The sequence below is a fragment of the Candidatus Brocadia sp. genome (genome assembly GCA_021646415.1).
Classification (GTDB): Bacteria; Planctomycetota; Brocadiia; order Brocadiales; family Brocadiaceae; genus Brocadia.
In genome coordinates this window covers 1-25,302 of record SOEU01000025.1, presented here as the reverse complement: position 1 = coordinate 25,302, position 25,302 = coordinate 1, and the positions used below count along the sequence as shown (strand labels likewise).

Annotated in this window: 18 protein-coding genes and 2 pseudogenes; 8 read left to right on the top strand and 12 right to left on the bottom strand. The window is 43.6% G+C overall.

The genetic code is table 11. The annotated features are described in order from the left end of the window. Positions 1 to 13: 13 nt before the first annotated feature. The gene (gene topA / locus E3K36_15245) at positions 14 to 2,338 is read right to left on the bottom strand and encodes a type I DNA topoisomerase (GenBank protein MCF6156557.1); all 2,325 of its coding nucleotides are present in this window, start codon (positions 2,336 to 2,338) and stop codon (positions 14 to 16) included. Positions 2,339 to 2,568: 230 nt separating this feature from the next. Here topA and E3K36_15240 point away from each other — a divergent pair, with 230 nt between their 5' ends. The 4 genes from E3K36_15240 to E3K36_15225 all read left to right on the top strand — a co-directional run bounded on the left by E3K36_15240 (position 2,569) and on the right by E3K36_15225 (position 7,857). After that, positions 2,569 to 4,323 carry a hypothetical protein gene (locus E3K36_15240; GenBank protein MCF6156556.1) on the top strand — a complete coding sequence of 585 codons (1,755 nt, stop codon included), beginning with the start codon at positions 2,569 to 2,571 and terminating at the stop codon, positions 4,321 to 4,323. A gap of 97 nt (positions 4,324 to 4,420) precedes the next feature. Continuing rightward, the gene (locus E3K36_15235) at positions 4,421 to 5,380 is read left to right on the top strand and encodes a bifunctional riboflavin kinase/FAD synthetase (GenBank protein ID MCF6156555.1); all 960 of its coding nucleotides are present in this window, start codon (positions 4,421 to 4,423) and stop codon (positions 5,378 to 5,380) included. Between the two features lie 208 nt (positions 5,381 to 5,588). After that, positions 5,589 to 7,094 carry a carboxypeptidase M32 gene (locus E3K36_15230; GenBank protein MCF6156554.1) on the top strand — a complete coding sequence of 502 codons (1,506 nt, stop codon included), beginning with the start codon at positions 5,589 to 5,591 and terminating at the stop codon, positions 7,092 to 7,094. A gap of 229 nt (positions 7,095 to 7,323) precedes the next feature. Continuing rightward, a complete protein-coding gene (locus tag E3K36_15225; protein ID MCF6156553.1) occupies positions 7,324 to 7,857 on the top strand; it encodes a PepSY domain-containing protein in 534 nt (177 codons plus the stop codon). A 197-nt stretch (positions 7,858 to 8,054) separates the two neighbouring features. Here the strand turns inward: E3K36_15225 and E3K36_15220 are convergent, their stop codons facing one another. From E3K36_15220 to E3K36_15210, 3 genes are all read right to left on the bottom strand, one after another. Further along, complete coding sequence (locus E3K36_15220; GenBank protein MCF6156552.1) at positions 8,055 to 9,125, bottom strand: DUF763 domain-containing protein; 1,071 nt, start codon at positions 9,123 to 9,125, stop codon at positions 8,055 to 8,057. Between the two features lie 227 nt (positions 9,126 to 9,352). Next, a complete protein-coding gene (locus E3K36_15215; protein MCF6156551.1) occupies positions 9,353 to 11,656 on the bottom strand; it encodes a hypothetical protein in 2,304 nt (767 codons plus the stop codon). A 311-nt stretch (positions 11,657 to 11,967) separates the two neighbouring features. After that, on the bottom strand, positions 11,968 to 12,285 hold the full coding sequence (locus E3K36_15210) for a DUF2325 domain-containing protein (protein ID MCF6156550.1): 318 nt from the start codon (positions 12,283 to 12,285) through the stop codon (positions 11,968 to 11,970). 323 nt (positions 12,286 to 12,608) lie between these two features. On the opposite strand from E3K36_15210, the gene E3K36_15205 reads away from it, so the two are divergent. After that, positions 12,609 to 13,286: a DUF1326 domain-containing protein gene (locus E3K36_15205; protein MCF6156549.1), complete on the top strand. Its 678-nt coding sequence runs from the start codon at positions 12,609 to 12,611 to the stop codon at positions 13,284 to 13,286. 268 nt (positions 13,287 to 13,554) lie between these two features. On the opposite strand, the gene gmhB is transcribed toward E3K36_15205, so the two are convergent. The 5 genes from gmhB to E3K36_15180 form a co-directional block, all read right to left on the bottom strand. Then, positions 13,555 to 14,124, bottom strand: a complete 570-nt coding sequence (gmhB, locus tag E3K36_15200) for a D-glycero-beta-D-manno-heptose 1,7-bisphosphate 7-phosphatase (GenBank protein ID MCF6156548.1) — start codon at positions 14,122 to 14,124, stop codon at positions 13,555 to 13,557. Beyond that, positions 14,121 to 14,702 (bottom strand): SIS domain-containing protein, encoded by a 582-nt coding sequence (locus tag E3K36_15195; GenBank protein ID MCF6156547.1) that lies wholly within the window; start codon positions 14,700 to 14,702, stop codon positions 14,121 to 14,123. The genes gmhB and E3K36_15195 overlap by 4 nt, the downstream gene beginning before the upstream one ends. Before the next feature lie 19 nt (positions 14,703 to 14,721). Then, positions 14,722 to 16,245 carry a D-glycero-beta-D-manno-heptose 1-phosphate adenylyltransferase gene (gene rfaE2, locus E3K36_15190; GenBank protein ID MCF6156546.1) on the bottom strand — a complete coding sequence of 508 codons (1,524 nt, stop codon included), beginning with the start codon at positions 16,243 to 16,245 and terminating at the stop codon, positions 14,722 to 14,724. Between the two features lie 160 nt (positions 16,246 to 16,405). Then, the gene (locus E3K36_15185; protein ID MCF6156545.1) at positions 16,406 to 17,032 is read right to left on the bottom strand and encodes a response regulator; all 627 of its coding nucleotides are present in this window, start codon (positions 17,030 to 17,032) and stop codon (positions 16,406 to 16,408) included. Next, on the bottom strand, positions 17,025 to 19,388 hold the full coding sequence (locus E3K36_15180; GenBank protein ID MCF6156544.1) for a PAS domain S-box protein: 2,364 nt from the start codon (positions 19,386 to 19,388) through the stop codon (positions 17,025 to 17,027). Before E3K36_15180 ends, E3K36_15185 begins: the two co-directional genes overlap by 8 nt. Positions 19,389 to 19,902: 514 nt before the next feature. On the opposite strand from E3K36_15180, the gene E3K36_15175 reads away from it, so the two are divergent. From E3K36_15175 to E3K36_15165, 3 genes are all read left to right on the top strand, one after another. Further along, the gene (locus tag E3K36_15175; protein MCF6156543.1) at positions 19,903 to 20,262 is read left to right on the top strand and encodes a hypothetical protein; all 360 of its coding nucleotides are present in this window, start codon (positions 19,903 to 19,905) and stop codon (positions 20,260 to 20,262) included. A 302-nt stretch (positions 20,263 to 20,564) separates the two neighbouring features. Beyond that, the gene (locus E3K36_15170; protein MCF6156542.1) at positions 20,565 to 21,650 is read left to right on the top strand and encodes an NAD(P)-dependent alcohol dehydrogenase; all 1,086 of its coding nucleotides are present in this window, start codon (positions 20,565 to 20,567) and stop codon (positions 21,648 to 21,650) included. Between the two features lie 168 nt (positions 21,651 to 21,818). Further along, positions 21,819 to 22,901 carry an MBL fold metallo-hydrolase gene (locus E3K36_15165; protein MCF6156541.1) on the top strand — a complete coding sequence of 361 codons (1,083 nt, stop codon included), beginning with the start codon at positions 21,819 to 21,821 and terminating at the stop codon, positions 22,899 to 22,901. A 121-nt stretch (positions 22,902 to 23,022) separates the two neighbouring features. Here E3K36_15165 and E3K36_15160 read toward each other — a convergent pair. The 3 genes and pseudogenes from E3K36_15160 to E3K36_15150 form a co-directional block, all read right to left on the bottom strand. Then, positions 23,023 to 23,283 (bottom strand): annotated as a pseudogene (locus tag E3K36_15160) (type II toxin-antitoxin system HicA family toxin). A 62-nt stretch (positions 23,284 to 23,345) separates the two neighbouring features. Beyond that, positions 23,346 to 23,897, bottom strand: a pseudogene (locus E3K36_15155) (transposase). 702 nt (positions 23,898 to 24,599) lie between these two features. Next, positions 24,600 to 25,094 carry a hypothetical protein gene (locus E3K36_15150; protein ID MCF6156540.1) on the bottom strand — a complete coding sequence of 165 codons (495 nt, stop codon included), beginning with the start codon at positions 25,092 to 25,094 and terminating at the stop codon, positions 24,600 to 24,602. Positions 25,095 to 25,302: the final 208 nt, after the last annotated feature.

Genomic DNA, 25,302 nt, shown 5'->3' with positions numbered 1-25,302 from the left:
ATGTATGATGAATTTATTCCTGTTCTTTTAAAGTTGGTGTTTCTTCCTTTATAGTATCAGAGGCGGTCGGTAGCTCATTTGTGATATAGTCGCATTCTGGATACTTGCTGCATCCGAAGAAAATGCCACCCTTTTTCGAACGACGTTGTATCAGGTCTCCTCCGCAACCTTCTTTGGGACACTTTACCCCTGTAGGGAGAGATTTGATGTTTCTGCATTTGGGATAGGCTGAGCACCCCATAAATCGGCCTTTCTTACCGAATCGAATGACCATGGGGCTGCCGCATTTCTCGCACTTTTCTTCAGTAGGTTCAACTTTGGTTGTCTCGCCGGTAAGGGACTTTGTGTTTTTGCAGTTTGGATATGCAGAACATGCAAGGAATTTCCCATGGCGGCTTGTCTTGATTACCATGGCACTACCACATTTTTCACACTTCTGGTCAGTGGTTTCAGGAGGGGCAGGTGCACCCTTTTCGTCCAAGGGGAGTGTATTTTTACAGGTGGGAAATGCTGAGCATCCCAGAAACTTTCCGTGTCTTCCCCATCGGATGACCATGGGTTGGCCACAGATGGCGCATATCTGGCTGCTTTCTTCAGGGGTTCCTTTTACGCTTTTCATCTCTCCCACCGCCTTTTCCAAATCGATTTTAAATGGCTCATAGAATTCCTTCAGCACGTTAAGCCATCCAATTTTTTCATCCTCAATCTTGTCTAGTTCATCCTCCATGTGGGAGGTGAATTTCACATCCATTATTTTGGGGAAATGGTCAATGAGTTTTTCGGTAACCAGTGTTCCCAACTCCGTTGCATAAAAGGCACGTTTTTCCTGTTTGACATATCCCCGGTCCTGTATTGTGGAAATGATGGTGGCATAGGTGCTGGGTCTTCCTATTCCCATCTTTTCCAAAGTTTTCACAAGTGATGCCTCGGTAAAACGAGGCGGTGGCTGGGTAAAATGCTGGGTAGGCATCAATTCTATTAATTCAAGTTTTTGGTCCTTTTCCAAGGGTGGGAGTATTTGTTCATCCTTGTCCATCTCGTGTCCTGAAACAATGGTGTGGCCGTCAAAGAGTAATTCTCTTCCTTTGGCCTTAAAAGTATAACGCCCCGAAGCGATTTCAACGTCTGTCACGGCGTAGAGCGCAGGGCTCATCTGACTGGCAACAAATCGATTCCATATCAGTTCGTAAAGTCTGTATTGATCTTTTGTTAAAAAGTTTTTTATGGATTCAGGTGCATATTCAACTACGGTCGGTCGTATAGCTTCATGAGCGCCCTGGGTTCCTTTTTTGTCGGATGCATGTACATTGGGTTTTTCCGGGAGGTAATTTTTACCGTATTTCTCTGCAACCAGCTTCCGGCAGGATGTCAGTGCCTGTTCAGAAATATGAAAAGAATCCGTTCTCATATAGGTAATAAGCCCCACCGCGCCTTCCGTGCCGATATCAATCCCTTCGTAAAGCTGCTGGGCAAGGAGCATCGTTTTTTTTGCGCTGAACTGCAATCGTGTGGATGCCTGCTGTTGTAAAAGGCTGGTAGTAAACGGGGGAGGGGCATTGTTGCGTTTGGTTTGTTTTTTTACGTTGGCGACAACATATTCTGCCTTTTGAAGTTCATGAACAATGTCTTTCGCTTGTGATTCATTTTTTATTTCGACATTCTCGCCATTGAACTTTTGCAGAATGGATTTAAAAGTCTTAATGTCCCTGAGTTTATCTTTATCCTCAGAAGTGGTTTTTAATTCAGCAGTAATTTTCCAGTATTCTTGTGGTTTAAATTCCTTGATTTCCTTTTCACGTTCTACAATGAGCCGAACTGCTACGGATTGAACACGGCCAGCGCTGAGCCCTTTTGAGATTTTTTTCCACAACAATGGGCTTATCTGATAACCCACAAGGCGGTCGAGTATCCTGCGCGCCTGCTGGGCATTAACCTTGGCCATGTTGATAGGACCGGGATGTTTAAAGGCTTCCAGAATAGCGTCTTTTGTAATTTCATTGAAGATAACTCGCTGCGCCTTTTCATCGGGTATTTCAAGGGCTTTCGACAGATGCCAGGCAATTGCCTCTCCTTCACGATCAAGATCGGACGCCAGGTAAACGGTATCAGCTTTTTTTGAATCAGCCAGTAATTCTGAGACCAGCTTTTTCCGACTGGGAATTATTTTATATTCGGGAGTAAAATTATTTTCTATATCAACGGATAATTTTTTTTCGGGCAGGTCTCGTACATGTCCCATCGATGAGCAAACGAAGAAAGATGAACCGAGATATTTACCAATGGTCTTGGCCTTGGCGGGGGACTCAACAATTACCATATTTTTCTTAGCTTTTGCCATATTCACAACCTCAGAGTAACGTTAAAACGGAAATTTAAGCAGAGGTTTGAAACGGTGTCAAGACTTTTTTCTGTTACAGATTTTTCGGAAGTACATTAATTCAGGCTTTTCACTGAAATATAAATGTTAAAAAACCATTTGATAATTGTAAAAATTATAGATAAAATGATTTTTTGTTTTATTTTATTTTTTCGTGATTACTATTGAGAGTATTCGATTAAGAGGGAGATATGGTCTCGAGTTCTTGGTTCAGGAGGCATCAAAAGACAGTTTATATCATCATGATCTTTGCAATGTTTGTATGGGGGATCAGTTATTCTGCTATGGAGATGATTCCTAAAAAACCCATAGGAAAGATATTTGGCAGGAAGGTTACGCAGAACGAATTTGCGGATATGTTGGGGCGATGGCAAAGATTGTTCTTTCCACAGGCGAAAGAATCCATTGTTTCCCTGATTTGGAAACAGCTTATGCTTGTGGAAAAAGCAAAGAGAATGGGGATGGTGGTAACAGCGCAAGAGATTGAAGACGGTCTTCAAAGGCTTGCTTTTCAGATATTTGGTGCGAATGAGAACATCAACCGTTCAAGCCTCATGCAATTTCTCTGTAATAATTTCAGGCTGAACCAGGAGCAAATAATGCGTACCCTGGGGGAAGCGCTCCTTGTCGAAAAACTGGAATCTATGATACGAATGTCGGTAAAGATAACAACGGATGAAGTCTGGCAAAGGTACTCTTTGGAAAATGAACAGGTAAAACTCAAGGTGCTTCCCTTGAAAGCAAAGGATTTTCTGAATTCAGTTCATGCAACAGAGGAAGAAATACGTGCCTTTTATGAGAAGTACATGAATGATGAATACCAGGAAGACTCTGCGCGACCAGGATACAAGCTTCCGGAAAGGGTTAAACTGGAATGCCTGATTGCAAAATATGATGATGTGGAAAAGCAGGTGCCGGTTACAGAAGAGGAAATGAAAAAATATTATGAAGAGAATAAGGATGCACAATTTAAGGTTTCGACTGCGGAGCAGAAACCTGCAGGAAAAGAGGATAAGACCGCAACCAAAGATGAGTCATCAACCGCCAAACAGCCATTGAAAAAAGAAGAGAAAGGGTCGACCACATATAAATCATTTGCCGAGGTAAAAGGGGAGATCCAAAAGACCCTTGCAAGACGAAAGGCAATGGAAAAGGCTGCTGAAATAATGAATAAGCTCGACGAGGAGATATACGAGACAATGGATAAAGCAGAACGTCCGAGTTTCAAGGAACTGGCAAAAAAGTATAAAGTAACGTATGAGATCCCCAAAGGCAAGAAGTCCAATAATGAATTTCTTACGGAGAGTGACCTTTTGGAACTATTCCCCGGTTCTAACCAGATCGTTCAGATTGCGTTTGACAGGGATAAATACGAGGCTTCCATTCCTCTCGAATTTGTTGAAGGCAGGGTCATTTTCCAGATAATTGATAAAAAACCATCAGCTGCGGCGCCATTGGAAGAGATTCGAAACGTGGTGATTAATGACCTTAAGCAGGAGAAGGGACTCCTTAAAGCAAAGGAGATTGCCGAGAAATATGCGGGTGCTGCGAAGCAGAGTTCCTTTAATGATATCGCAAAATCAATCAGGACGGAAACTGGAAAAAAAGATATTCCTCTTTATGAAACTGATTATATTACTCGCCCCATGAAACTTTTCAACAAAGAATCGAGATATATCGAAGCGCTCAAAGAGGATAGACCCAATGTGGCAAAAAAGGCATTCGAGTTGAAACCAGGCCAGCTGGCAATAGCGGTAGAAACCTCTGGCGAAAAAGCTTGCTACATTATAGACGTAGTTGATAGGAAGTCTGCTGACAAAACTGCCTTTGAAAAAGACAAGGAAAATGTAACCAAACGATACTTATATGAAAAACAAGAGGCCTTCATGGCTGACTGGCAGAATGAGATTCGCCGGCATGCGGAAATCTATACAAAATTCCAATAAAAAAGCAATGTAAATCATCTGTTTTTCCATTAAGGCGCCTTCCTGAGTATTCAAAGAACTTCGTAGTAATAATCTATTACCCCAGAAGGAGCGAGCGTTGGAAAAGATTTATGGCATAAAGGAATTGCCCAGAAAGATTAATTATCCTGTGGTCACTATTGGAATGTTTGATGGTGTACACCGGGGACATCAAAAGATCATCGAGTGTATAAGACATTACGCATTGACGAGAAAAGGGGAGTCGGTTGTGATTACCTTTAACCGTCATCCGAAAAGTATTATTGAAAACAGACCTCCTTCCTTTATCATCTCAATGGATCACAGATTATCATTGTTTGAACGTCTGGGAGTAGATCACACAGTAGTGCTCCAATTTGACCAGAAGCTTGCAGAAATGACCGCTGAGGATTTTATTCGTGAAATATTGGTCTGCTGGCTGGGCGTAAAGTGCATAGTGCTGGGATTTAATTGTCACTTCGGAAAAGACCGTCAGGGGAACATAACCCTGGTTCGCAAACTCGCTGACCACTATGGTTTCGAGGTATATGAATGCCCGCCGGTGATATATCGTGGTCAGGTAATTAGCAGCACGGCCATTCGTCAGGCCATTCTTAACGGGGAGTTAGACAAAGCCGAGGCCATGCTTGGCAGGCCCGTTTCCATCCTGGGCACGGTAGTGAAGAAGTCTGGCAGGGGCAGAATATTGGGATATCCTACTGCGAATCTGAACCTGCATCATGAAGTCAGACCGCCCCAGGGTGTCTATGGGACAAAGGTTCGATGGGCTGAGCAAGACTATCTGGCGTTGACCAATATCGGTTTAAGACCCACGTTTGCAAAAGAACCGTTTACGAGTGAAGATGAAACACTGGAGATCGAGGTGCATATCCTTGATTTTCAAGGGTCTCTGTATGGACAAAACCTTGAGGTTCAATTCCTCTTTAAAATAAGGGATGAAATACCATTTCAGACGGTAGAGGAACTTAAGGCGCAAATTGAAAAAGACAAAGAAATACTGCTGAAAAGGGCATTAACTGCCCAGCATATTGAAGAATAAACTTCGACGATAATTTAGATTTACGATTTAAGAATTGTGATTTTAGATTTTTAGTTAGGAGAATCCTCAATCTCAAATCATAACTCGGAAATTGAATGAATTTCTATTGCCTGGTTGAATAGTGAGGATAATTTTGTCTGTCCTGCATATTTTGCAGGTTGAGCGGACCACGGGCAGCAAGATTAAATTTACAATATCGGAAGGCCCCATGCAAGAGAAATTGAATGATTTAAAAAATCGACTGGCTGAGATAAGCGATCTCAATAACGCCGCGGCTGTACTTGGCTGGGATCAGCAGACTTATATGCCGCCCGGTGGTGCTGCGGCTCGTGCCCGGCAACTTGCGACCTTAAGCCACATTGCACATGAAAAGTTTACCGATGATACAATCGGACATCTCCTGGATGAACTGCACGCATATGCCGTGGGTTTACCTTACGATTCAGACGATGCAAGCCTCATCCGGGTGACAAAACGAGAATATGATAAGGCTCGACGGGTGCCACCAGCGCTTGTTTCTGAAATCGCACAAGCCAGCGCTCAGGCCTTTGAAGTCTGGCGAAAGGCCAAGGCCGAATCCAGGTTCTCTGACTTTGCACCCTATCTTCAGCGGAATCTTGATTTGAAAAGGCGCTACGCCGAATGTCTGGGCTATACAGATCGTATCTACGATCCACTGCTCGATGAATTCGAACCCGGCATGAAAACAGCCCAGGTAGAGGCCATCTTTGCAAACGTCAAACAAGAAATCGTGCCACTCGTTCACGCCATTGCGCCAAAACAGAATACGATTGATGATTCCTTTTTGCACCAAACCTTTGATGAACAAAAACAGTGGGATATCGGCATTGAAGTAGCCCGATTGATCGGCTATGCATTTGAGCGTGGTCGCCAGGACCGCTCGCCGCATCCATTCACCACGTCTTTTTCTGTGGACGATGTACGAATCACGACACGCTTCATGCATGATTATTATCCCGCCGCATTTTTTGCGACCATGCATGAGACCGGCCATGCGCTGTACAACCAGGGTATACGCCATGAACTCGAACGAACCTCCCTTGCGGACGGCGCATCCCTTGGTGCCCATGAGTCGCAATCACGGATGTGGGAAAATCTCGTTGGGCGTAGCCGCCCTTTTTGGAAATTTTTCATGCCGCACGTGAAAGCCGTTTTTCCTGAACAGTTCAAAAATGTAGATGCCGAAAGGATGTACCGCGCAGTAAACCGCGTAAAACCCTCGCTTATTCGCGTGGAGGCGGACGAGATCACCTACAACTTGCACATCATGCTTCGTTTCGAATTGGAAAATGCACTGCTCGAAGGACGCATAGTGGTGAACGACCTGCCCGAAGTGTGGAACGGCAAGATGCAGGAATATCTCGGTATAACACCACCCGATGATGCGCATGGCGTGCTTCAGGACGTTCATTGGTCACACGGCAGCTTTGGTTACTTTCCAACGTATTCCCTCGGCAATTTTTTCGCAGCCCAATTATTTGACCAGATCAAAAAAGACATTTCTTGGCTCGATAAATATTTTGAGAAAGGTGAGTTTCACATATTACTTGATTGGCTGCGCACACATCTGCATACCCACGGCCGTAAATTCACCCTGAACGAGCTTGCAAACAAAATCACCGGGGAATCCTTACAGACCCATTCTTTCACTGCATACTTAAAGAACAAGTATGGTGAAATCTATAACTTGTGAATGTACCTTTCTATGCATCTCAATTAACTATATCCTTTTGGATTGATTTTAGCACAAAATTAGTACAAAGTATGACACAAGAATTTGCTAAAACACCTATTCTCGGATAACCTGGAACGATTCGACCCCTTTTGTCTTCCCCAGTATTTATGGCAGAAATCAGGATAGTACCTCAACCACTTCTTATAATTATTTTATATGTCAATATTTATGTCAATTATTCCTTGATTTGCGCTGTACTATTTGTCAGATTAAAGAAAACTTGTTAATAACATTGTTAGGCAATCATTTGACAGGAGGATGTCTCATGAAAAGCAAGGGTGTCACAATGGTCTTCTTGATGTTCGGATTGTTGCTTTCCCCACTGACTGCAGCGCTAGCCGGTGAAATTCTGCCACCGGGTAACAAGCCACTCTCGTTGATCCTCAAATCGGTGGAAGAACGAAAACTGGGGAGCATTACGGAAGCCGAGTTCGAGGACGGCCTGTGGGAGGTGAAGATCTGCGGTGCGGCTGCTTGCCAGAAGCTTTACCTCGACCCACGAACCGGTGACGAAAAACGCCGGCGGAAAACGGATTCTGATGAAATACCATTAGCAAACGCCATGTCGATCTCAACAATCATTCAGTCTATCGAAGCTCGTGGGATGGGCACCGTAATAGAAGTTGATTTTGATGATGGGTTCTGGGAAGTCGAACTGCGCAAGGACAGACAAAAGATGAAGCTGGTTGTAGATCCAATGACTGGAGAAACGAGGCGGTAACAAGGAGGAACAGATCATACCTAACAACCGGTTCCAGCGGACGGTCCGCTGCTGAACCGAAGCGTTATACTGAAAATATATACTAATCTTAAAACCTTTTAATTCATACTTGTGTTATTGATAAAACAACTCTGTTTCCTGCAATAGACATCCCTGCGGATAGAATCTTCCACTCCTAATGATCAAAATTGAAAATCCTATGCATCAAGATAATTCAACCGTTTGATAGCGTCCATCTTCTCACTGTTTCCCACCTTCGATTGTTTAATGGCCTTTCTCAATATTTCAATGGAACGGTCATAAACAGTCTTATCAACAGGGAACGGATGTCCGTCCTTACCACCATGCGCAAAGCTGTACCGTACAGGGTCATTGAAACTCGGGGCTTTACCATAGACAATCTCTGAGATCAGGGCCAGGGCACGGATGGTTTTTGGCCCTACACCTTCTATTCCCAGCAGGGATTCAAAATCTTTGGGGACGGTTTCATAGGTTTTTATGAATATCTTATACAGTCTGTCAGGATGAATATCATGGACATCGACGTGATGACGGGAGGGCAAATGCAAGTTCTGCATCTTCTTGATCTCGCTTACTAAAGCATCGGGCTTTATTTGAGAAAGCATGACAGTGGTCTGTCGTGCCTCTTCACTTTCCCCGGCTACCATATTCAAGGCATTTCCCCTGGAATCACAGCAAATGGCCTGATGTGGTTCCACCACAAAATCTGTAACCTTACTACCCAACCAATGATACCGGCGGGCATACTTATTGACATCATTCATCCCCTGCTGAACAACCGCCCAGTCCCCGGACTTCGTGAAGATGAACGAATGGTGATAGAGCTGATACCCATCCTGCACGGCGCTACTATCCACCTTGGCGCTCATACGGCTGGCATAAACGAGTTTTTCAGGGTCACATGACAAGTGGTCACCCACACCCACAATCTCTGAGGGTGTCTTTCGGGAAGTCCCGCCCTTGCCTCCGGCAATGAATAGTCCCAGTTCCTTCTCAAGCCCCTTGATACCCTCCTTCAGAGCCCCGCAGGTAGTTGTGGTTACGCCGCTGGAATGCCAGTCAAATCCTAATACGCAGCCTAACGCCTGAAACCAGAATGGATCAGAAAGTCTTTTGGGCATTTCCCGAGGGCCATACTCGCTTACGATAGCAATGGTAATTTCCCTTGCCAGGCGTTTCATCCGCTGAAAGAGCCAGGACGGTGCCTTGCCTCCGTGAAGCGGAAGATGTGCAATACCAGTCTTCATAGTACTGTCATAAAACAAATTGAAAAATATACTTTTTTCGTAAGAATAAGAAGATGAACAATACTATTATAGATACAAAGATAAAAAATAAAAATGGAAAATAACAGATGGTTCGTCAGACTGCCTGAGCATAATGACTGGCTGTACCTTGCCGTCTATAGTCTCGATACATCCTTCTACGGAAATACATCAACACTCCCAAGTGCATATTAGCCTCTAAGATTTATTTACGGCTCTAAAGTTGTTTCCACTTTGTGCGATTCATAGTCATTTTCTTCCAGCGAAATGACATATCCGTTTTCTGCCGCAAATTCCAGGGTGCCCTTGGGGAGGAAACGATAGATAAGTCTGGCTGTTATGGTGATTTTGCTGGTATCAATTGTTTGAAACTCATAATGTGTAGTGTCCGTTTGGTTTGCCTTAATACGCGTATCATACAATTCTTCTACAGCATAGGCATACAAGACGTCGTAGAAGAAAGGACTGAGTTCTTCATTATCCACTACCATTCTATTGTGTTTTATAAATATCTTCCCAGGCTTTCCTGCATAATCTCCTTTGCCTTCATAGTAACCTTCGGGAAAACTTCCACCCGGGGTATCTACCGTCTGATCGTTGCTTTGGGTAAGAGCGGTTCCCGATTGCGTTGCCTCCGCGAGAAGAACAACGTTTCTCTGGGTCACCCCGGAAGGATAGGTGTGGCCTGTATGGGAATTTATTACATTCACATCGAAGCTCAAAATACCATCTTTTACCTGAGCGTTGGTAACGGTAAGATCTACCGCCCAATCCAGATATCTTTTCCTTTTTCCAGCCGACAGGTTTTGATTGGTGCCTTCAAAACGATGAGGATAAACTGTCCTGGGATCCCGTTTGGTGGCGTACTTTCTTTTCTCTTCCGAAATCATGAAAAAGGGATCGGTAACTTCCGTATAATCCGCAATCGATTTACCGGTAGCTGGATCCGGCGGTGGGTCTTTCATGTGGCAATCCTGACATTGCAATACCTTTCCTGCATAATTATTTACCGGATAATCAGCTTCCAGTCCACTGTATCCACTAAACCGCCATTCCCGGTAAGTATCTTCACTCCAGAGGATGCGTTCAATTGCATCACCCTCAGGCTGGCCATTCTTGTTCAGAGGTTGCAGATAGAGTTTTCGGGCATCCTGATGGCAGGGCGAACAGATTTCGCTTTTTTTAAACTGAGAAACAAAGGACGCCTGCATGCTGTTATATATGACGTCGTCAAATGGCCCGAACATGATCTTGCCCTCCTGAGATGACTCAAGCAAGGGGTCAGGTCGCAAGAGATTTACCTTATAATTTACCCCGGGTTCCGTCCAATACTCTTCCTCATCATGAACCTTATGCATTTTATGGCAAAAATCGCAGTGAACACCCTGTTTGTCTATAAAGGAGAGTTTATCTACGTCGGACAGTATCCCTGCCCGCATATCCCATAACGGAGTGACACCATCGTCCTGTACCTTTGAGGCATAAGAAGGGGAGTGACAGTCGGCACAATCGTGGATATGTCCGGCATCGCCAAGAATCTTGTAACGCCCCGTTGCATCTTCAAATATCTTTCCCTTATCTCCCACAAATGCAGGGTTTGGGTCATTAAAGATGGAAGGATCCGTAAAATTGGTACGGTCACCGGTAACATACCATGCCGTGTAGAGGAGAAAGATAAGCTGGTTAATGGGATTAACAGCCGCATATGCCATATCACTGTCTTGCCAGTCATTGTAAATAGTACTGTGACACTTTTCGCAGGATTTTGAGGATCGGTAGTCGTATGATGGATGGTCTTCTGCCGGAACGGGGGAAAGGGTAATAGTCGCACCGTTATCGTGCCCCAGGGTTATTTTTTTGCCTGTATTTTTATAACCTTCCTTACCTGCGGTGATCACAATAACCTGACCGGAAATACCTTCATAATCTATAGCAAAATTTCCATTCTCACCTGAAAGGATAAATTTATCATCTTCTTTTGGGTAATAACTGATATCAGCTGTGTTAATATCCGCAACGCCTTGAATCCGCACGCGTGCATTGGCGAGGGTTCCTGTGCCTTTATCTGATGTTTTTTCATAAATGGTCCCCGTTAATGTCCACTTCCCGGCGTTACCAATAACAAAGCGGTCTTTCCTTTTAATTTCATCCTTTGCATTTTTTCCGCGCAAGGTTATGTGAATGGTTATCTTATCGCCGACGGGGTAATGATCGAGGGTCGCAAGGCCGGTAAAGGCTGTCAGGTCAGAGTTCCAAATCAATGGATACTTGGTTTTGTTTTTCGTCTTATGAGATTTTAAGGTAAAGAAAGATTTTTTAATTTCCTTATAATCAATGATGTTCTGTGTCACCTGGACGTAAAGGGTATCGGTATTAAGGAAGGCACGATCATCTGTTGAATAATCTGCATTCCTGCTGAGAATGTGAGATGCGCCTGCAAAGGAGTTTTTACAGAATAAGGATATGGCTAATACAACAAGAATGAGGATAAGTATTTTTTTATAGTATTTCATAAGTTTTCATATAATTGTATAGGAATTTTCATTTTATTTAAGCGGTTTTGCGGCTTGTTCCCAAACTGAGTTTGGGAACAAGCAATAAAAAGTCGCTGCCAAAGGCAGCTTCATTCAATGTGCAGGAATTTCAAACAAAAATTTCCTCCCCCTTAATCCCTCTCGCTGAGGGGGACAGCCAATTGTCCCCCGCTGGCGGGGGTGAAGGGGGTGGATTCCTGTCAGAAAATTTAATGTAAAGGAATTTCAATTACCCCCCCCATAATCCACCCGTAAATGGGGGGGGAAACGGGGGGAATGTTGCCGAAGGCTTAATTCAAGAGAACTTGTAAACCTGCTTTTTTCAATTGTTGCTGACAGTCCTTCATTTTTTGATAGATAGAGGACCATGACCTTTTTGCATAAACGATAGGAATTTTTCTATTTTCGGCAAAACTTTTTATCTTATAGGCAAGGTTATGGTTCACAAAGTCGTGCAGGACAATGATAAAATCCATGGTTTCGGGAATCCCACCTCGAATCTTCTGTCCGCTCCTACCCGTTACGTGACGAATCTCCGTAACCCCGATTTTATCAAGTTCCTTTGGGATGCTCCCCAAATAGTCGCCGCCAACAATAAGTACAGACATTTTTCTGCCTCCTCTTTAAAAAAGGTTTCTTGGTTCCGCAAGCCTCAACACTGAAATTCCTAGGGTATTATAAAATGCAAATGAGACTCATTCTCATTTAAATATAAATAAAAATTTTGAGATGTCAACAAAAAAGTTTTTTTCTTGTCAAGGCTGTTTTAAGAGTTATGTTTTTGTCTGAAACAGACTTCAATGTTTCTGTCCTTTCTATCTTGACAAATGTCTATGGTGTGATTATGCTATCGACATTGCTAAGGAAGAAGGTATCTCTGCCTTTGTTACAGAGTGTTTGATATTTCATTTTTTGTGGGAGGAAATGGACGATGAAGAGCAGATATGTGTTGGCAGGATTCCTGGGTATTATTATGTCATTTGGTGTCTCCAATGCCATTTTTGCCGGTCCCGACTGGTCAATCGAAGGTGAGTATTTTGAGGGATGTACTTGTAATCCCGGTTGTCCATGCCTGTTTGGAAGTGAACCGACTCATAACAATACATGTAAAATTACCGGTGTTTTTCATATTAAAAAGGGGAATTATGGGCAACATACCCTGGACGGCCAAACCGTTATAGGAATAACAGATTTGACGGCAAGGCCGGACAAGAATTGGATTGTTTTTTACCTTGATGAAAAAGCCGCAGCCGTTCAGAAAAATGCGTTACTGGATATCTTTCAAAACGATGTATTTGGCTTTGCAAAAGTTCCCCCGGAGAGGATTACGGTAAGATATGTACCTATGCATGTGGAGTCTTCCCAATGGCGCAAGAAGGCAATTGTTACCAACAATCTTACATTAGACGTTGAATTACTCCGTGGCGCAGGAAATCCCGATAAACCCACCCAAATTGTGAACAAGAATTTTTCGATCTGGGCAAAGGAATTTGATCTGACATTGGATATGGGAAAGGCCGTTTCCCATCGGTTCCAGGAGGGCAACCAGGAATGGAATTACGATGGGCGAAGCGGATTTGCTACCACATTTCACTTTACCGGTAATTAAAACTATGGGATTTTGAATTTGGAATTTCAATTTTGCAGCAAACCATTGTAGGTGCGTCCTACGCACCATCCATGCGTTGGATTGTTTTGGTGCGTAGGACGCACCCTGCACAAGCTGTTCTCATGGAACTGGCATCCTCGCCGGTCATCATTGCAAAGAAAAATCTTACAATGTTAAAATTCCTCATATTTATTCGGAATAACAAGAAGGTCGTTGGGTTTTGCCTTTTAAAACCAAACCAAATTAATATACCTGAAAAGATGAAATCTTATTTAGACATTTTTGATATAACATGGCTCGCAGCCTCCAATAAGTCTTTCACAATGTAATCAGTGCCTATCATTTGGACAGTGCTTATCTCATCTGTATGGTTGTTCCTTATCAATACGCATTTGCAACCTGCATTTTTACCAGCCAGCATATCCGTCTCTGAATCACCGATCATCAGGGATTGTGTCAAATCTATGTGGTACTTTCGGGCTGCATCAAGAAGCATCCCGGGCTTGGGTTTTCTGCAATCACAATCTACTTTGTAACATTCTATGATTCCTTCGATGTGATGTGGACAATAATACAGGTCGTCAATGGAAACCCCTTTCTCTTCCAGCATACCCATCAATTTTTTATGAATTAGCATTAAACGTCCTTCATCGAAAAATCCTCTGGCTATACCGGATTGGTTTGTAACAATAATAATCAGATAACCATATTCCTTGAAGAGACGAATTCCTTGGGCGGCATTCGGCAATAGTTTCAGTTGATCCGGAGAACTGAGGTAAGGTTCGTGGACGACAATGGTACCGTCCCGGTCGAGGAAAACAGCCTTTCTCTTTTTCATGTAACTACCGTTCCAAAAATTTGTTTTTCGATAATGGAGCACAGGATGTGCCCAACGGTGATATGGCATTCTTGTATTCGTGGTGTGTTGTCTGAGGGAATTTTTAAGCAGATATCTACGGCATCTTTTAGGAGGCCGCCTTCCTTTCCGGTAAACCCAATGGTAATAGCGCCACGATTTCTTGCAATGTGAACGGCACTCAAGATGCCTTTTGAATTCCCGCTGGTACTGAAAGCCAGGACAACGTCTCCTGGGTTTGCCAGGGCCTCGACCTGCCGGGCAAAGCAGGTATCGTAACCAAAGTCATTTGCAAGCGCGGTCATTACAGAAGTATCCGTAGTTAAGGCAACCGCGGGAAGGGGGCGCCGGTTCATTTTGAACCTTCCGATCAATTCCCCGGCAATATGCTGGGCATCTGCTGCGCTTCCCCCATTGCCAATGAGATATAAGCGGTTGTTGTTTTTAAATGCCTTGACAAGAACATCGGCTATTTCTCGAATTACGTCAAGGTTGGTTGATAATAACGCTTTTTTCGTATCGATGCTGTCCTGCAATTGTATTTCAATGTCATCATCCATAAACAAATCCCTTCGATTTTTATTGAGTTTGGCCAATTGCTTCCTTTGGATTTTGGATCTGGTTGTGCCTGCTCAGTATTCTTGAAACAATGTTGGTTGTTGAAACACCCTCAACAAAGGGGGCAAAGACGACCTTTCCCCCGTAGGATTCTACAAATTCCCCTCCTACTGCCCCGGCATTTCTCCAGTCTTCTCCCTTTACCAGCACGTCCGGTTTTACGGCCTTAATTAAATTTAATGGGGTGAGTTCGTCAAAAAGTACCACGTAAGCCACATCCTCCAATGCAGAAAGCATTTTAGCACGCTCTGCTTCGGAAACAAAGGGACGGCTAGGACCTTTTTGACTCTTGACGGACCGATCGGTATTTAATCCTACTACAAGCAAATCGCCCTGTTTCCGGGCAAATTTAAGGTATTCGACATGCCCAATGTGTAAGATATCAAAACAACCGTTTGTGAAAACAATCTTATTATTTTTCTTTCTATGTTCATTTAATATACCCGTAAGTACTTCTATGTCTTTAATTTTGCTTGACAGGTGGCTTTTTCCACCCATGAGTTCACTCTGGATTTCTCCCTTACTAACCGGTGTTGCACCAATTTTTTCAACTTCTATTCCTGCGGCTACATTGGCAAGGAGTGCGGCATCTTCAAAACTATGACCGGTTCCGACAATCATACCAAACATACTGAGTACCATATCGCCGGCGCCAGTCACGTCAAATACAGCCCGCGGAACAGTTGGTATGATCTTTCCACTGCCATTCTTGTGATAGAGGAACATGCCATCTTTATCTATGGTAATGATACAATACTCCAGTGAAAGACCCGAAACAAGTTTGCTTCCGGCACGATGCAGACTGTCACTATCATTAATTTTTATTCCCGTGGCAATTTCTGTTTCGTTTCTGTTGGGAGTCATAGCGGTGAAACCCTCATAACAGGAATAGTCACTCATGAGTTTGGGATCCACGATCACGGTCTTTTTATGCTTTTTACAAATGGCTACGATTGTTTTCAGAAATGAATGAGAAAGCAAGCCTTTATTCATATCAGAAACCAGGATGATATCACACGCAGGTATATTTTTATTTAAATAACCGGTAAGTTGTGACTCTATTTCCGCAGATATAACATGGGTCTTTTCATAATCAACCCGCAACAACTGCTGTACTCCTCTTCCGGCAGTTTGTAAATGACCCATGAAGCGCATTTTCAAGATAGTTGGACGGCTTTTATCCATAACGATTCCTGAAGTGTCAACTTCCATACCCTTAAAAAGATTCAAAAGGGTATGTCCATAAGTATCGTCGCCGATAATCCCACATGCAAACACCTGTGCGCCCAATGTCTGCAAGTTGTTAACGACACTTCCAGCGCCTCCCGGCCGCACGTCTTCAGAAGAAACATTAATAACTGGTATTGGTGCCTCTTGCGAGATACGTTTTACCTCACCCCATACATATTTGTCGAGCATCAAATCGCCAATAATCATAATCCTGGGAGAACCAAGGTTTGAGACAATATTGAGCAGTTTATCCATCAACGTAAAAACTCCTACAAAAATAACCGTTTAAAACTTGCCATTCTACGTAAATTCTGCAAACAGAAAACCACGAAGTACACAGAGAATAACAAAAGAGTAAGCCCTTTTCTTTTAAAAAGCGATACTTATTCTCGGTGTTTACTGCAGTTATTAAGTTTTAGCTAATCTCCGCTGTGGATTCATCAGCTTCCTCATCCAGGAAGTATGCTATTTTGACATTAAGTGAGGCAGATAATTTGTCCAGGGTGGTAAGGGAGGCTGCAATTTGTCCATTTTCGATCTGGGATAACAAACTTGGCGACAAACCGGTACGATTTGCCAGTTGTTTTTGCGTAATTTTTTTACTTTTTCTTAGCGACTTCAGTTTTTTCCCTACAGAGCTTTTGAGCCTGTCCTTTGAGCTTCCGACGAGGCAGTACGTCTTTTGTGCATTATTCAGTGCCTTTCTCAAATCGTTTAAATCAAACGGCTTTTTCAGGTAGTCAAAGGCGTCGAGCTTCATCGTTTCGACTGCTGTCTTAAATGAGGGATATCCAGTCAATATGATAACACAAATATTCTGGTATTTCGATTTTATTTCTTTGAGTAATTCAGTACCGTTTATTTGCGGCATTTTCAGGTCCAGTATAACGATATGAAACTTTTCCTGCTCCAACGTAGATAGGGTATCCATCGGTTTTGTAATGCCCCTGGTAATGTATCCTTCGTCAGATAGAAATTTCGTTAAATACAAATTATAGTCCTTGTCATCATCTACGACTAATATTTTTATCCCTCTATCCATGAACCGCCACCTTTCCAAAGTCTATGGGTAAATTGATATCAAAGGTAGTACCTCTACCTACTTTGCTTTTGACATGGATTGTACCGTGATGCCTTTTTACAATCCCATAGGTAATAGACAACCCAAGACCGGTTCCTTTCCCTACCTCTTTTGTTGTGAAAAATGGATCAAAAATTTTCGACAACACATCCTCACGCATACCCGTACCAGTATCTTTGAAATTGATATTTATGGTTTTTTTATCTTTTTGAGTTGTGGTTATTGAGATGGTGTCGCCGTTTACAGTAGCATTGTCAGCATTAATCAGCAAATTCATAAATATTTGTTGCAGTTGCTCTGCAAAACCTCTGATCTTTGGCAAACGGGAAGATAGTTTTAAAATGATATTCTTGTCTTTTGCAGTAAATTGTTCGACAATAAGGGAAATGGTATCCTTGATCAGTTCATTAATGTTGATAAGTTTCGGTTGCTCATTCCCCTCAAAATGAGACAGTTCCAGCAAAGAATCGACTGTTTTTTCAATACGCCTTGTTACCTTGTGCATGGTTTTAAATTCTTTTATAATCTCTTTGGTAAAGGAATTGTTTCGTTCGAGAAACCCCTGGATCATGCCGGAAAGAATCGCAAGGGGAGTATTAATTTCATGCGCAACACCAGCTGCGAGTCGCCCGATAGAAATTAATCTGTCAGAATGCACCAGCTGCTGCTGAAGCCTTTTCTGCCTTTCTTCTTCCTGCTTTTTCCCGGTAATATCCTGAATTAACTCCAGTACCTGTACAACATTTCCGTCTTTATCAAAAATAGGAGAACTGATCACATTGTAGAATCTTTTTTTATGGTGATTGTGAACTATACGTTCAATTTGATTTATTCTTCCCGTATCAAACACCTTCGCAGAGGGGCAATCCGAGGGGACAGATTGAAGGTGGCAATAACTGTCAAAGCAGGTTTGATTTATTATTTTTTTGCCTAAGGGATGATTTTCGATTAATCGTTTGTTTGCCCAGCATATCGTATTGTTCTTGTTAATAACTAAGAGGTCAGCCCCTATTTCACTCACAATATTATCCAGTTTTTTCTTTTCCTCTTTTAATTCTGATTCCAGGTTCTTTCTTCTGGTTATGTCCCTGAAGTGTGCCAATAAATGTAAAACGTTGCCACCTTCTCTTACCACAGTGATATCTAATTCCATAACTAAGGTTTGTTGATTCTTGCTGATAACTTCAATCTCGGTTGTTGGAACCTTGTTGTTAACTGCCATTGAAAGAAGTTGGGTAACCACCTTCTTCGACGTTTCCGGTAAGAAATCATAAATGTACTTACCCAAGAGTTCTTCCATCCTGTAACCAATAATTTCTTCTTCACGCTGGTTCACGGTAAGAATCTTTCCATTGAGGTCTATCATCAGCATGGAATCTGCGGCGTGGTTAAATAATGTTTTATACCGTTCTTCCGAGGCTTTAATACGGTTAAATAGTTTGGTATTTTCAATGGCAATGGCAAGTTGTGGCGCTATTTGCCAGAGGTAATAATAACACTGTTCGCTAAAACTATTTGCCTTTTCACTACCAAAGGTAAGGGCGCCAAGTACCTTTCCTTTATAGGTAAGAGGAAATCCAAGTCGGGAATGTATCCTTTCTTTAAATAATACCCTGTCTGTCCAAAAACGTCCTGCTTCCGTATTATTGACGATAACCGGTTCTCCTGTTTTGACGATTTCTTCCAGGAGGCTGCCGGACATGGGAAAGGATTCACCTTCGTTGATCTCGCTGAAATGGTATGTTTTCGCCAGCGCGAACACCTGAAACCATTGTCCCTGCTCGTTAGAAGTAATCAGACAGGCACGATCGAACGGTATAATTTTTTTTAATTCGCTACATACGCTGGAAAAATTTTCCCGAATGTCCAGGCTGGTGGCAATGATCTTGTTCGCGTTGCTGATAATTTCTTTTTCAATGACAGTCCTTTTGAGACTGGTTTCCAACTGTTGCTTGTAAAGGGCCTTTTCAATGGTCTTTTTTAAATAATCCGGATCAAATGGTTTCAGGATGTAGTCAACCGTATCCAAACACAGGGTATTGATTACAGCCTTGATTTTATTCTGATCGATCATAACAAGTATGATCGCATCTGCCGAGACCTCTTTCATCTTGTTTACAAGAGAAAGCTCACGAACATCGTGTAATCTCAGGTCAAACAGAATTAAATCGACGCAGTGTTTGTTCAGGATTTGGACAGCATCATCACCATTAGACGCCGTGTACACATGGTATCCATTTTCCTCCAGGAGACTTTTGAATGATACACACATTAGCTTATCATCATCAATGATAAGTATATTGTGGCTCTTTTGCATGTAGAATTTAGTCCGCTTTGTTTAATTGTAAATATCGGATACAACAAAATTTACTTGTATTCATAAATATTAATATTATAGGAAATTTATGTCAAGTGCAAAGCGTACAGCCTGCCACGGGAACAACTCAAGTTATAACCTCCCCTCTTTCCCCTCCTTTAGAAGGATGGGATGAAGGGGTGGTAAAGGATCAAAAACCCGCTTAAATAAAATGGAAATTCCTATGCAATCAAGACGGTTGGGGATTTATCAAAATTAAGGCATTGACAAACATCCAGGAGTGATTACAATCGAAAATAATTGGTGCTGCAGAGTCTCAATCAAATCTCCCTTATCAAGGGGGGACACAGGGGGTTGTAAAAACTTGCCAAAACTTGCCAAAACTTGTCCTCGTGAAACTTGTTCCCGTAAGGATGGGAAATGGGGGAAAAAGTTTTTTCAAAGTAATATTAAAAAACGTATAAGATACTAAAAGCAAAACTCCATAAACTTTGTCACAGAAAAGGAGAAACAGATGAAGAATGAAAAGAAATTTACGTTAAAAATGCTAGCTGGCATAGTCACTTTCTGTTTGGTTATCGGATTGATTTGCATCCCCTTCGCCCTGGCAAGCCAGATGTGTTTTAAGTGCTGCGGAAGCGGGGTATGGCATACCGACAACAAAATCCCGTGCAGTGGAAAAGGTTGTAATTATTGTATAAAATGCAATAGCTGTGGCGGATCAGGAAAAATCCCCGATTCAGCCAAACGATGCGGATCATGCAAAGGATTGGGACAGGTGCACAGCGGTAAAAAGGCTTGTACGGGGGCAGGATGTAGCAGTTGTGCTCCTTGCAAGACATGTGATACAAAGGGCTGGGTAGGCGCTCAATAAGAAATATTCTGACATTATGCTGACTCGCATGGTAATTCTGGTGTTCCCGCTATCTTTGTACGCTTTCTGAAACCTACGTCGAGTTCAAAAAACCTGTTTGATGATCGCTGCTACGGCTATCACATGGAGGCAAGCTATCGAGGCTAGGTAAAATAACAAATTATTGCGGTGGACGGCAAAGAACGCCGCCAATGAATTCTATCGTTGAGTGATGCGAAAGTCGTTCTTTAGAGAGGCTTCAACAAAGAAAAAACAGAAGCATCGAAACAAAAAGGAGCCGCACGTTGACTCACCATTCCGGCGTGCAAGTGCACAAGATTCAGGCGGCCGTTCTGCGCAAGAAAGGCGGCCCCTTGAAGATCGAATCCCTCGATCTGGAAGGTCCGAGAGACGACGAAGTCCTGGTGCGCATCGTCGCAACAGGCATCTGTCATACCGATATAGACTTTTGCGAAGATTGGGACGCAGCAGCTAAGCCGGTAGTGTTGGGTCATGAGGGGGCAGGCGTGGTAGAGCGGGTTGGCAAAGGCGTGAAGGGTGTCAAGCGCGGCGATCATGTCGTGCTCTCTTACCAGTCCTGCGGCCGCTGCCGTCAATGCCGGAATGGATACCCTACAGATTGCGAGCACTTCTATGAGGCGAACTTCGGTTTCAAACGTCTGGATGGCAGCAATGCATTCCAACGCAGTGACGTCAGTGGGCACTTCTTTGGTCAGTCTTCGTTCGCCACCCATGCCCTGGCGACCGAACGCAACCTCGTCGAGGTTTCCAAAGACTTACGTCTGGAGATTCTGGCTCCGCTGGGTTGCGGCCTGCAGACCGGGGCTGGCACCGTGATGAACTCGTTGGAGGTCTCCGACGGGGCAAGCATCGCCATCTTCGGCACAGGATCGGTTGGCCTGGCGGCGGTTATGGCGGCTCGTATCGTCGGCGCCAACCCGATCATAGCTGTCGACATTAACCCTGTGCGGCTCGAACTTGCCCTGGAGTTGGGAGCCACCCACTCGATCGACAATCGTCATGATGAGGTTGCTTCACGCATCACCGGTATCACCGGTAGTGGCGTTGATTACGTGCTGGAAATCACTGGCAACCCGAAGATGCACCAACTTGCCATTGACGTGTTGAATCCCCATGGCATTGTGGTGCTCATTGCCTCCCCTAAGGGCACGGATGTTTTGCCAGAAGGGCGGAAAACCCTCAGCGTAATCCAGGGCGGCGCCGTGCCGCAGCGCTTTATCCCTAAACTGATCGCGCTATACCAGGCAGGGCAGTTTCCCTTTGACCGCCTTGTAAGATTCTATGACTTCAGCGAGATCAACCAGGCCATCGCTGATGCCAGGCACGGCGACACCATCAAGCCCGTGCTGCGAATTAGCGATGCGTAAGGTAATGGAAGCAAAAGGGGGCACCCATTAGCGGGGAAACATAAGATAGAGTCCAAAAGCTATGGGACGATCCCGATTTAATTAAGATACCTGTGTTGAGGACTTCCTGAAATCGGGTATAAGTAATAGGCAATTCTCAAGAGTATATTTTAATGAAGGGATACCAAAATGATCTTTAAACAATTAAATAAGACCTCGTGTAAAACCTACCTTATCGGTTCAGAAAATACGAAAGAAGTAATTGTGGTAGATGCTGTTCTGGAGCAGGTAAATGAATATGTATCCCTCATTAAAAATGAGGGACTAAAACTGACCCATGTGTTAGATACCCATACCCATGCAGACCACATCTCAGGGTCTGGTGCACTGGCTGACCTTACGGGTGCCGTATACGTCATGCACCAAAACTCCCCTGTCCGCTGTGTGGCATTCCATGTCCCTGATGGGTTTGACTGTCACCTGAGCGATATCCCGGTAAAAATCATGCACACACCGGGTCATACGAAGGACAGCATGTGTCTTATCTTTTCAGACCGCATTTTGACGGGGGATACCTTATTTCTGGACGATGGTGGGGCAGGACGTACAGATTTACCAGGCGGTGACCCTGGTGAACACTGGGAATCCTTACAAAAGATCATGCAATTACCGGATCATTTAGTAGTATACCCCGCCCATGAGTATCGCGGTCGAGAACCGTCCAGCTTGGGCGAGCAGAAAAAACGCAATCCCAATTTACAGCCCCGTTCAAAAGAGGCATATATCAAATGGCTTACTGAAATGAAACTGGGTCCTGCAGACTGGATGAAGGACGTGCTGAAGGCTAATTATGCCTGCGCCCGTGATCCCAAGGCTGCATGGATCCCGGTAGATGCGCCAGCCTGTGAGATCAAGGGTACTCTGTCTCCCGGGGTGAATGAAGAGCCGGTGCCCACCATTCCTGTGGCAGAGGTTAAACGACGTGTGGAAACGAATCAGCTCGATGGCACGGTTATCCTGGACGTCAGAGAACCGGCAGAACTCAAAGGAGAGTTGGGGGCCATTAAGGGTGTTGTCAATATCCCTGTGGGACAGGTAACACAAAGGCTGAAAGAGTTGGAAAAGTTTAAAGATAAAGAGATTATTACCGTATGCCGGAGCGGTGGTCGCGCCCATACCGCAGCTGCTATTTTGCTGAAGGCGGGGTTCAGGAAGGTCTTTAATATGAGCGGTGGTATGACTGCCTTTCGCCAGGCAGAAAAAATGAAATAGTGATGGTTTTCATTCTCGCAACTATTTGTAAATCTCTTCGCTGGTTCAATCGTCCTCGATCGAACCGAAACATTTGGTATAATTCCGTCTCACAGTACAAGTTCAAACTTTAGAGTACCGTTCAAATATATGGTTCAATCTGCAAGATTGAACCAGCCTTGAGATTTCGTACTTGTTTCACCTGATAAGGCTTGGATTTATTTCCTTCCCGCTGAAGATTAATCTTCTCCGCTATTCCTTCCTTTCTAAAGATATGATGACTGCCTCGAACACGAACTTCAAAACCAAAATCTTTCAGCAAGTTGCATAAATCTTTAAATTAAATATTTGCATCGGAAGTTCCGCTTAGAATTTTAAGTAAAAGCTTTTCATGCTTACCCATTTGTTTTATCTTAACAAAAATCCATGTCAGTTAGGTAGGGCAGAGCATTGCCTGCCAAAATATTATTCACCAAAATCTGCATCGGTTATCTCATCCATTTCATCTCCAACCCAATCTGGCAGATAAAACCCGTTTTTCACAAACCGGTGAAATGTCGAATACGGCCAGTCTTTGACACGTTTTACCAATCCATGCTTTACCGGGTTAAAATGGAGATAATCCATGTGTCTCCTGAAATCATCCTCATTACGAATCATGTGTTCTCAAAAACGCCGTTGCCATATCGTTGCTTCGCGGTATTTCCGTTTTGAATCGGTCATCCATTCGCTACGATGAAACAGGTTTTTAGCCCTTTTTGAAAATCCTGCCTTAATCATGCCCCAGCGTTTGGAATAATCACCGTCATTTTCCGGAAGGGTCCATATACAATGGATGTGATCAGGCAGCAGCACCCATCCGCAAATCGTAAATGGATATAGTTGCCGCACCTCATGAATTATGGCACGTAGAATTTGCCTGCTCCTCGGAATCACCAGGATATTCCGCCGTTTGTAGGTGACAACCGTAAAGAAATAAGTTATAGCCGATATCCGTATCCTTCGATAATTTGGCATATGCCTATTTCCCATCCACGTAATATTAATGTAGGGCGGGCATTGCCCGCCATAATCAATCCCACGATTCCCAAAGCGGCAAACACCCGAATATTTAACGTAGGCTGTTGTACGCGCGCCACCTACCCAACTACCGATTATTGGTCAAAACCATTTCGGTCCAATCCTTTATGCAGAACCAACCCCGAGTGCTCAATTTTTGGTAGGCAGTGCCTACCCTACCTGACTAAACTTGTCGAAGTGACAAAGCGCACCCAACGAAACCATAATGCTGATGGGTTCACTTCGTTTAACCCATCCTACTCGACTATTAATCTCGGTAGGTCTGTTGCTCGCTTGACGATGCGTCTACAGTACTTTGTCTAATCTCACCGTATTATCCAGACCCTAGCCCTTAACCGGACGGGATTTCCGGATGGGTTTTCACCTCACGGTTTCTACCCGTTTCGGTACATTGTCGAGAGGGCTCCACACCCCATCATCAGCGCAATGGTAGCATGCCTCCCTAGGGTACTGATGGGAATACATCAGGTATAATCAAGAAGATAACTCCTTGTTATACAATCAATTATGCAACCTCGGGTCGCAACTAACGATGAGTATCACTTGCGCCGAGCAGAGAAATAATGGGGGGGACAAATCTTTTTCGCTTGACAAAAGCCTTCTAATGGGTGACCCCTCTTTCTCCTTTCTCCCCGTGAGCTAGCATACAACTTTATAAATTGAAAGAGCTAGACCAATTAAAAGGCCACCAAGCACAACAAAATAAAACCACATTATACCACAGAATAACTTCCTGTATGGTTTTTCACCAGTCTTCGTTCTTTTACCGGCTACTGCATCTTCAATTTTTGTACTTAGGTCGAGTTCTTTAACGTGTGTTTTAGTTTGGGTCAGTTTTTCCAGATCCAATAGAGCATCAACCGATCCACGAAGAAGTTGGTTGTAATACTTAAAGTCGAGAATCCAGACAGCAACCCAGAAAACATTAAGAAAGAAGAATACGCCAGCCATTATTGCCCAGTTAAACCCAGATTCACCTCCATTTTTACTTAGAATTGCCCCAATGGAAGTAATTGCGGCAACCCCACCAAGTGCCTGTGTTCTTAGCTTGATAAGTAGATCATTGAAGTGCTTGGCGATATTTTCATATCTATCCCACACTTCGAATATTGGTGTGCCATCTTGGTCAGACATAATGTTTTTCCTTAATGCTTACCTGTATCTAACGCTTGCGCTCAGCCTTGGACAAAAATATCCTGCCCGAAAATATTGTTAAACCTAAATCCTGCAAACAAGGCGAAGCCTTGTTGCAGGATTAGGCCAGAAATGGTAGAATCTCCAAGGGATTTCAAGGTATTTTGAGAATAAAAACACCTAAAAGGAGGTTCACCTTTTCAATGAA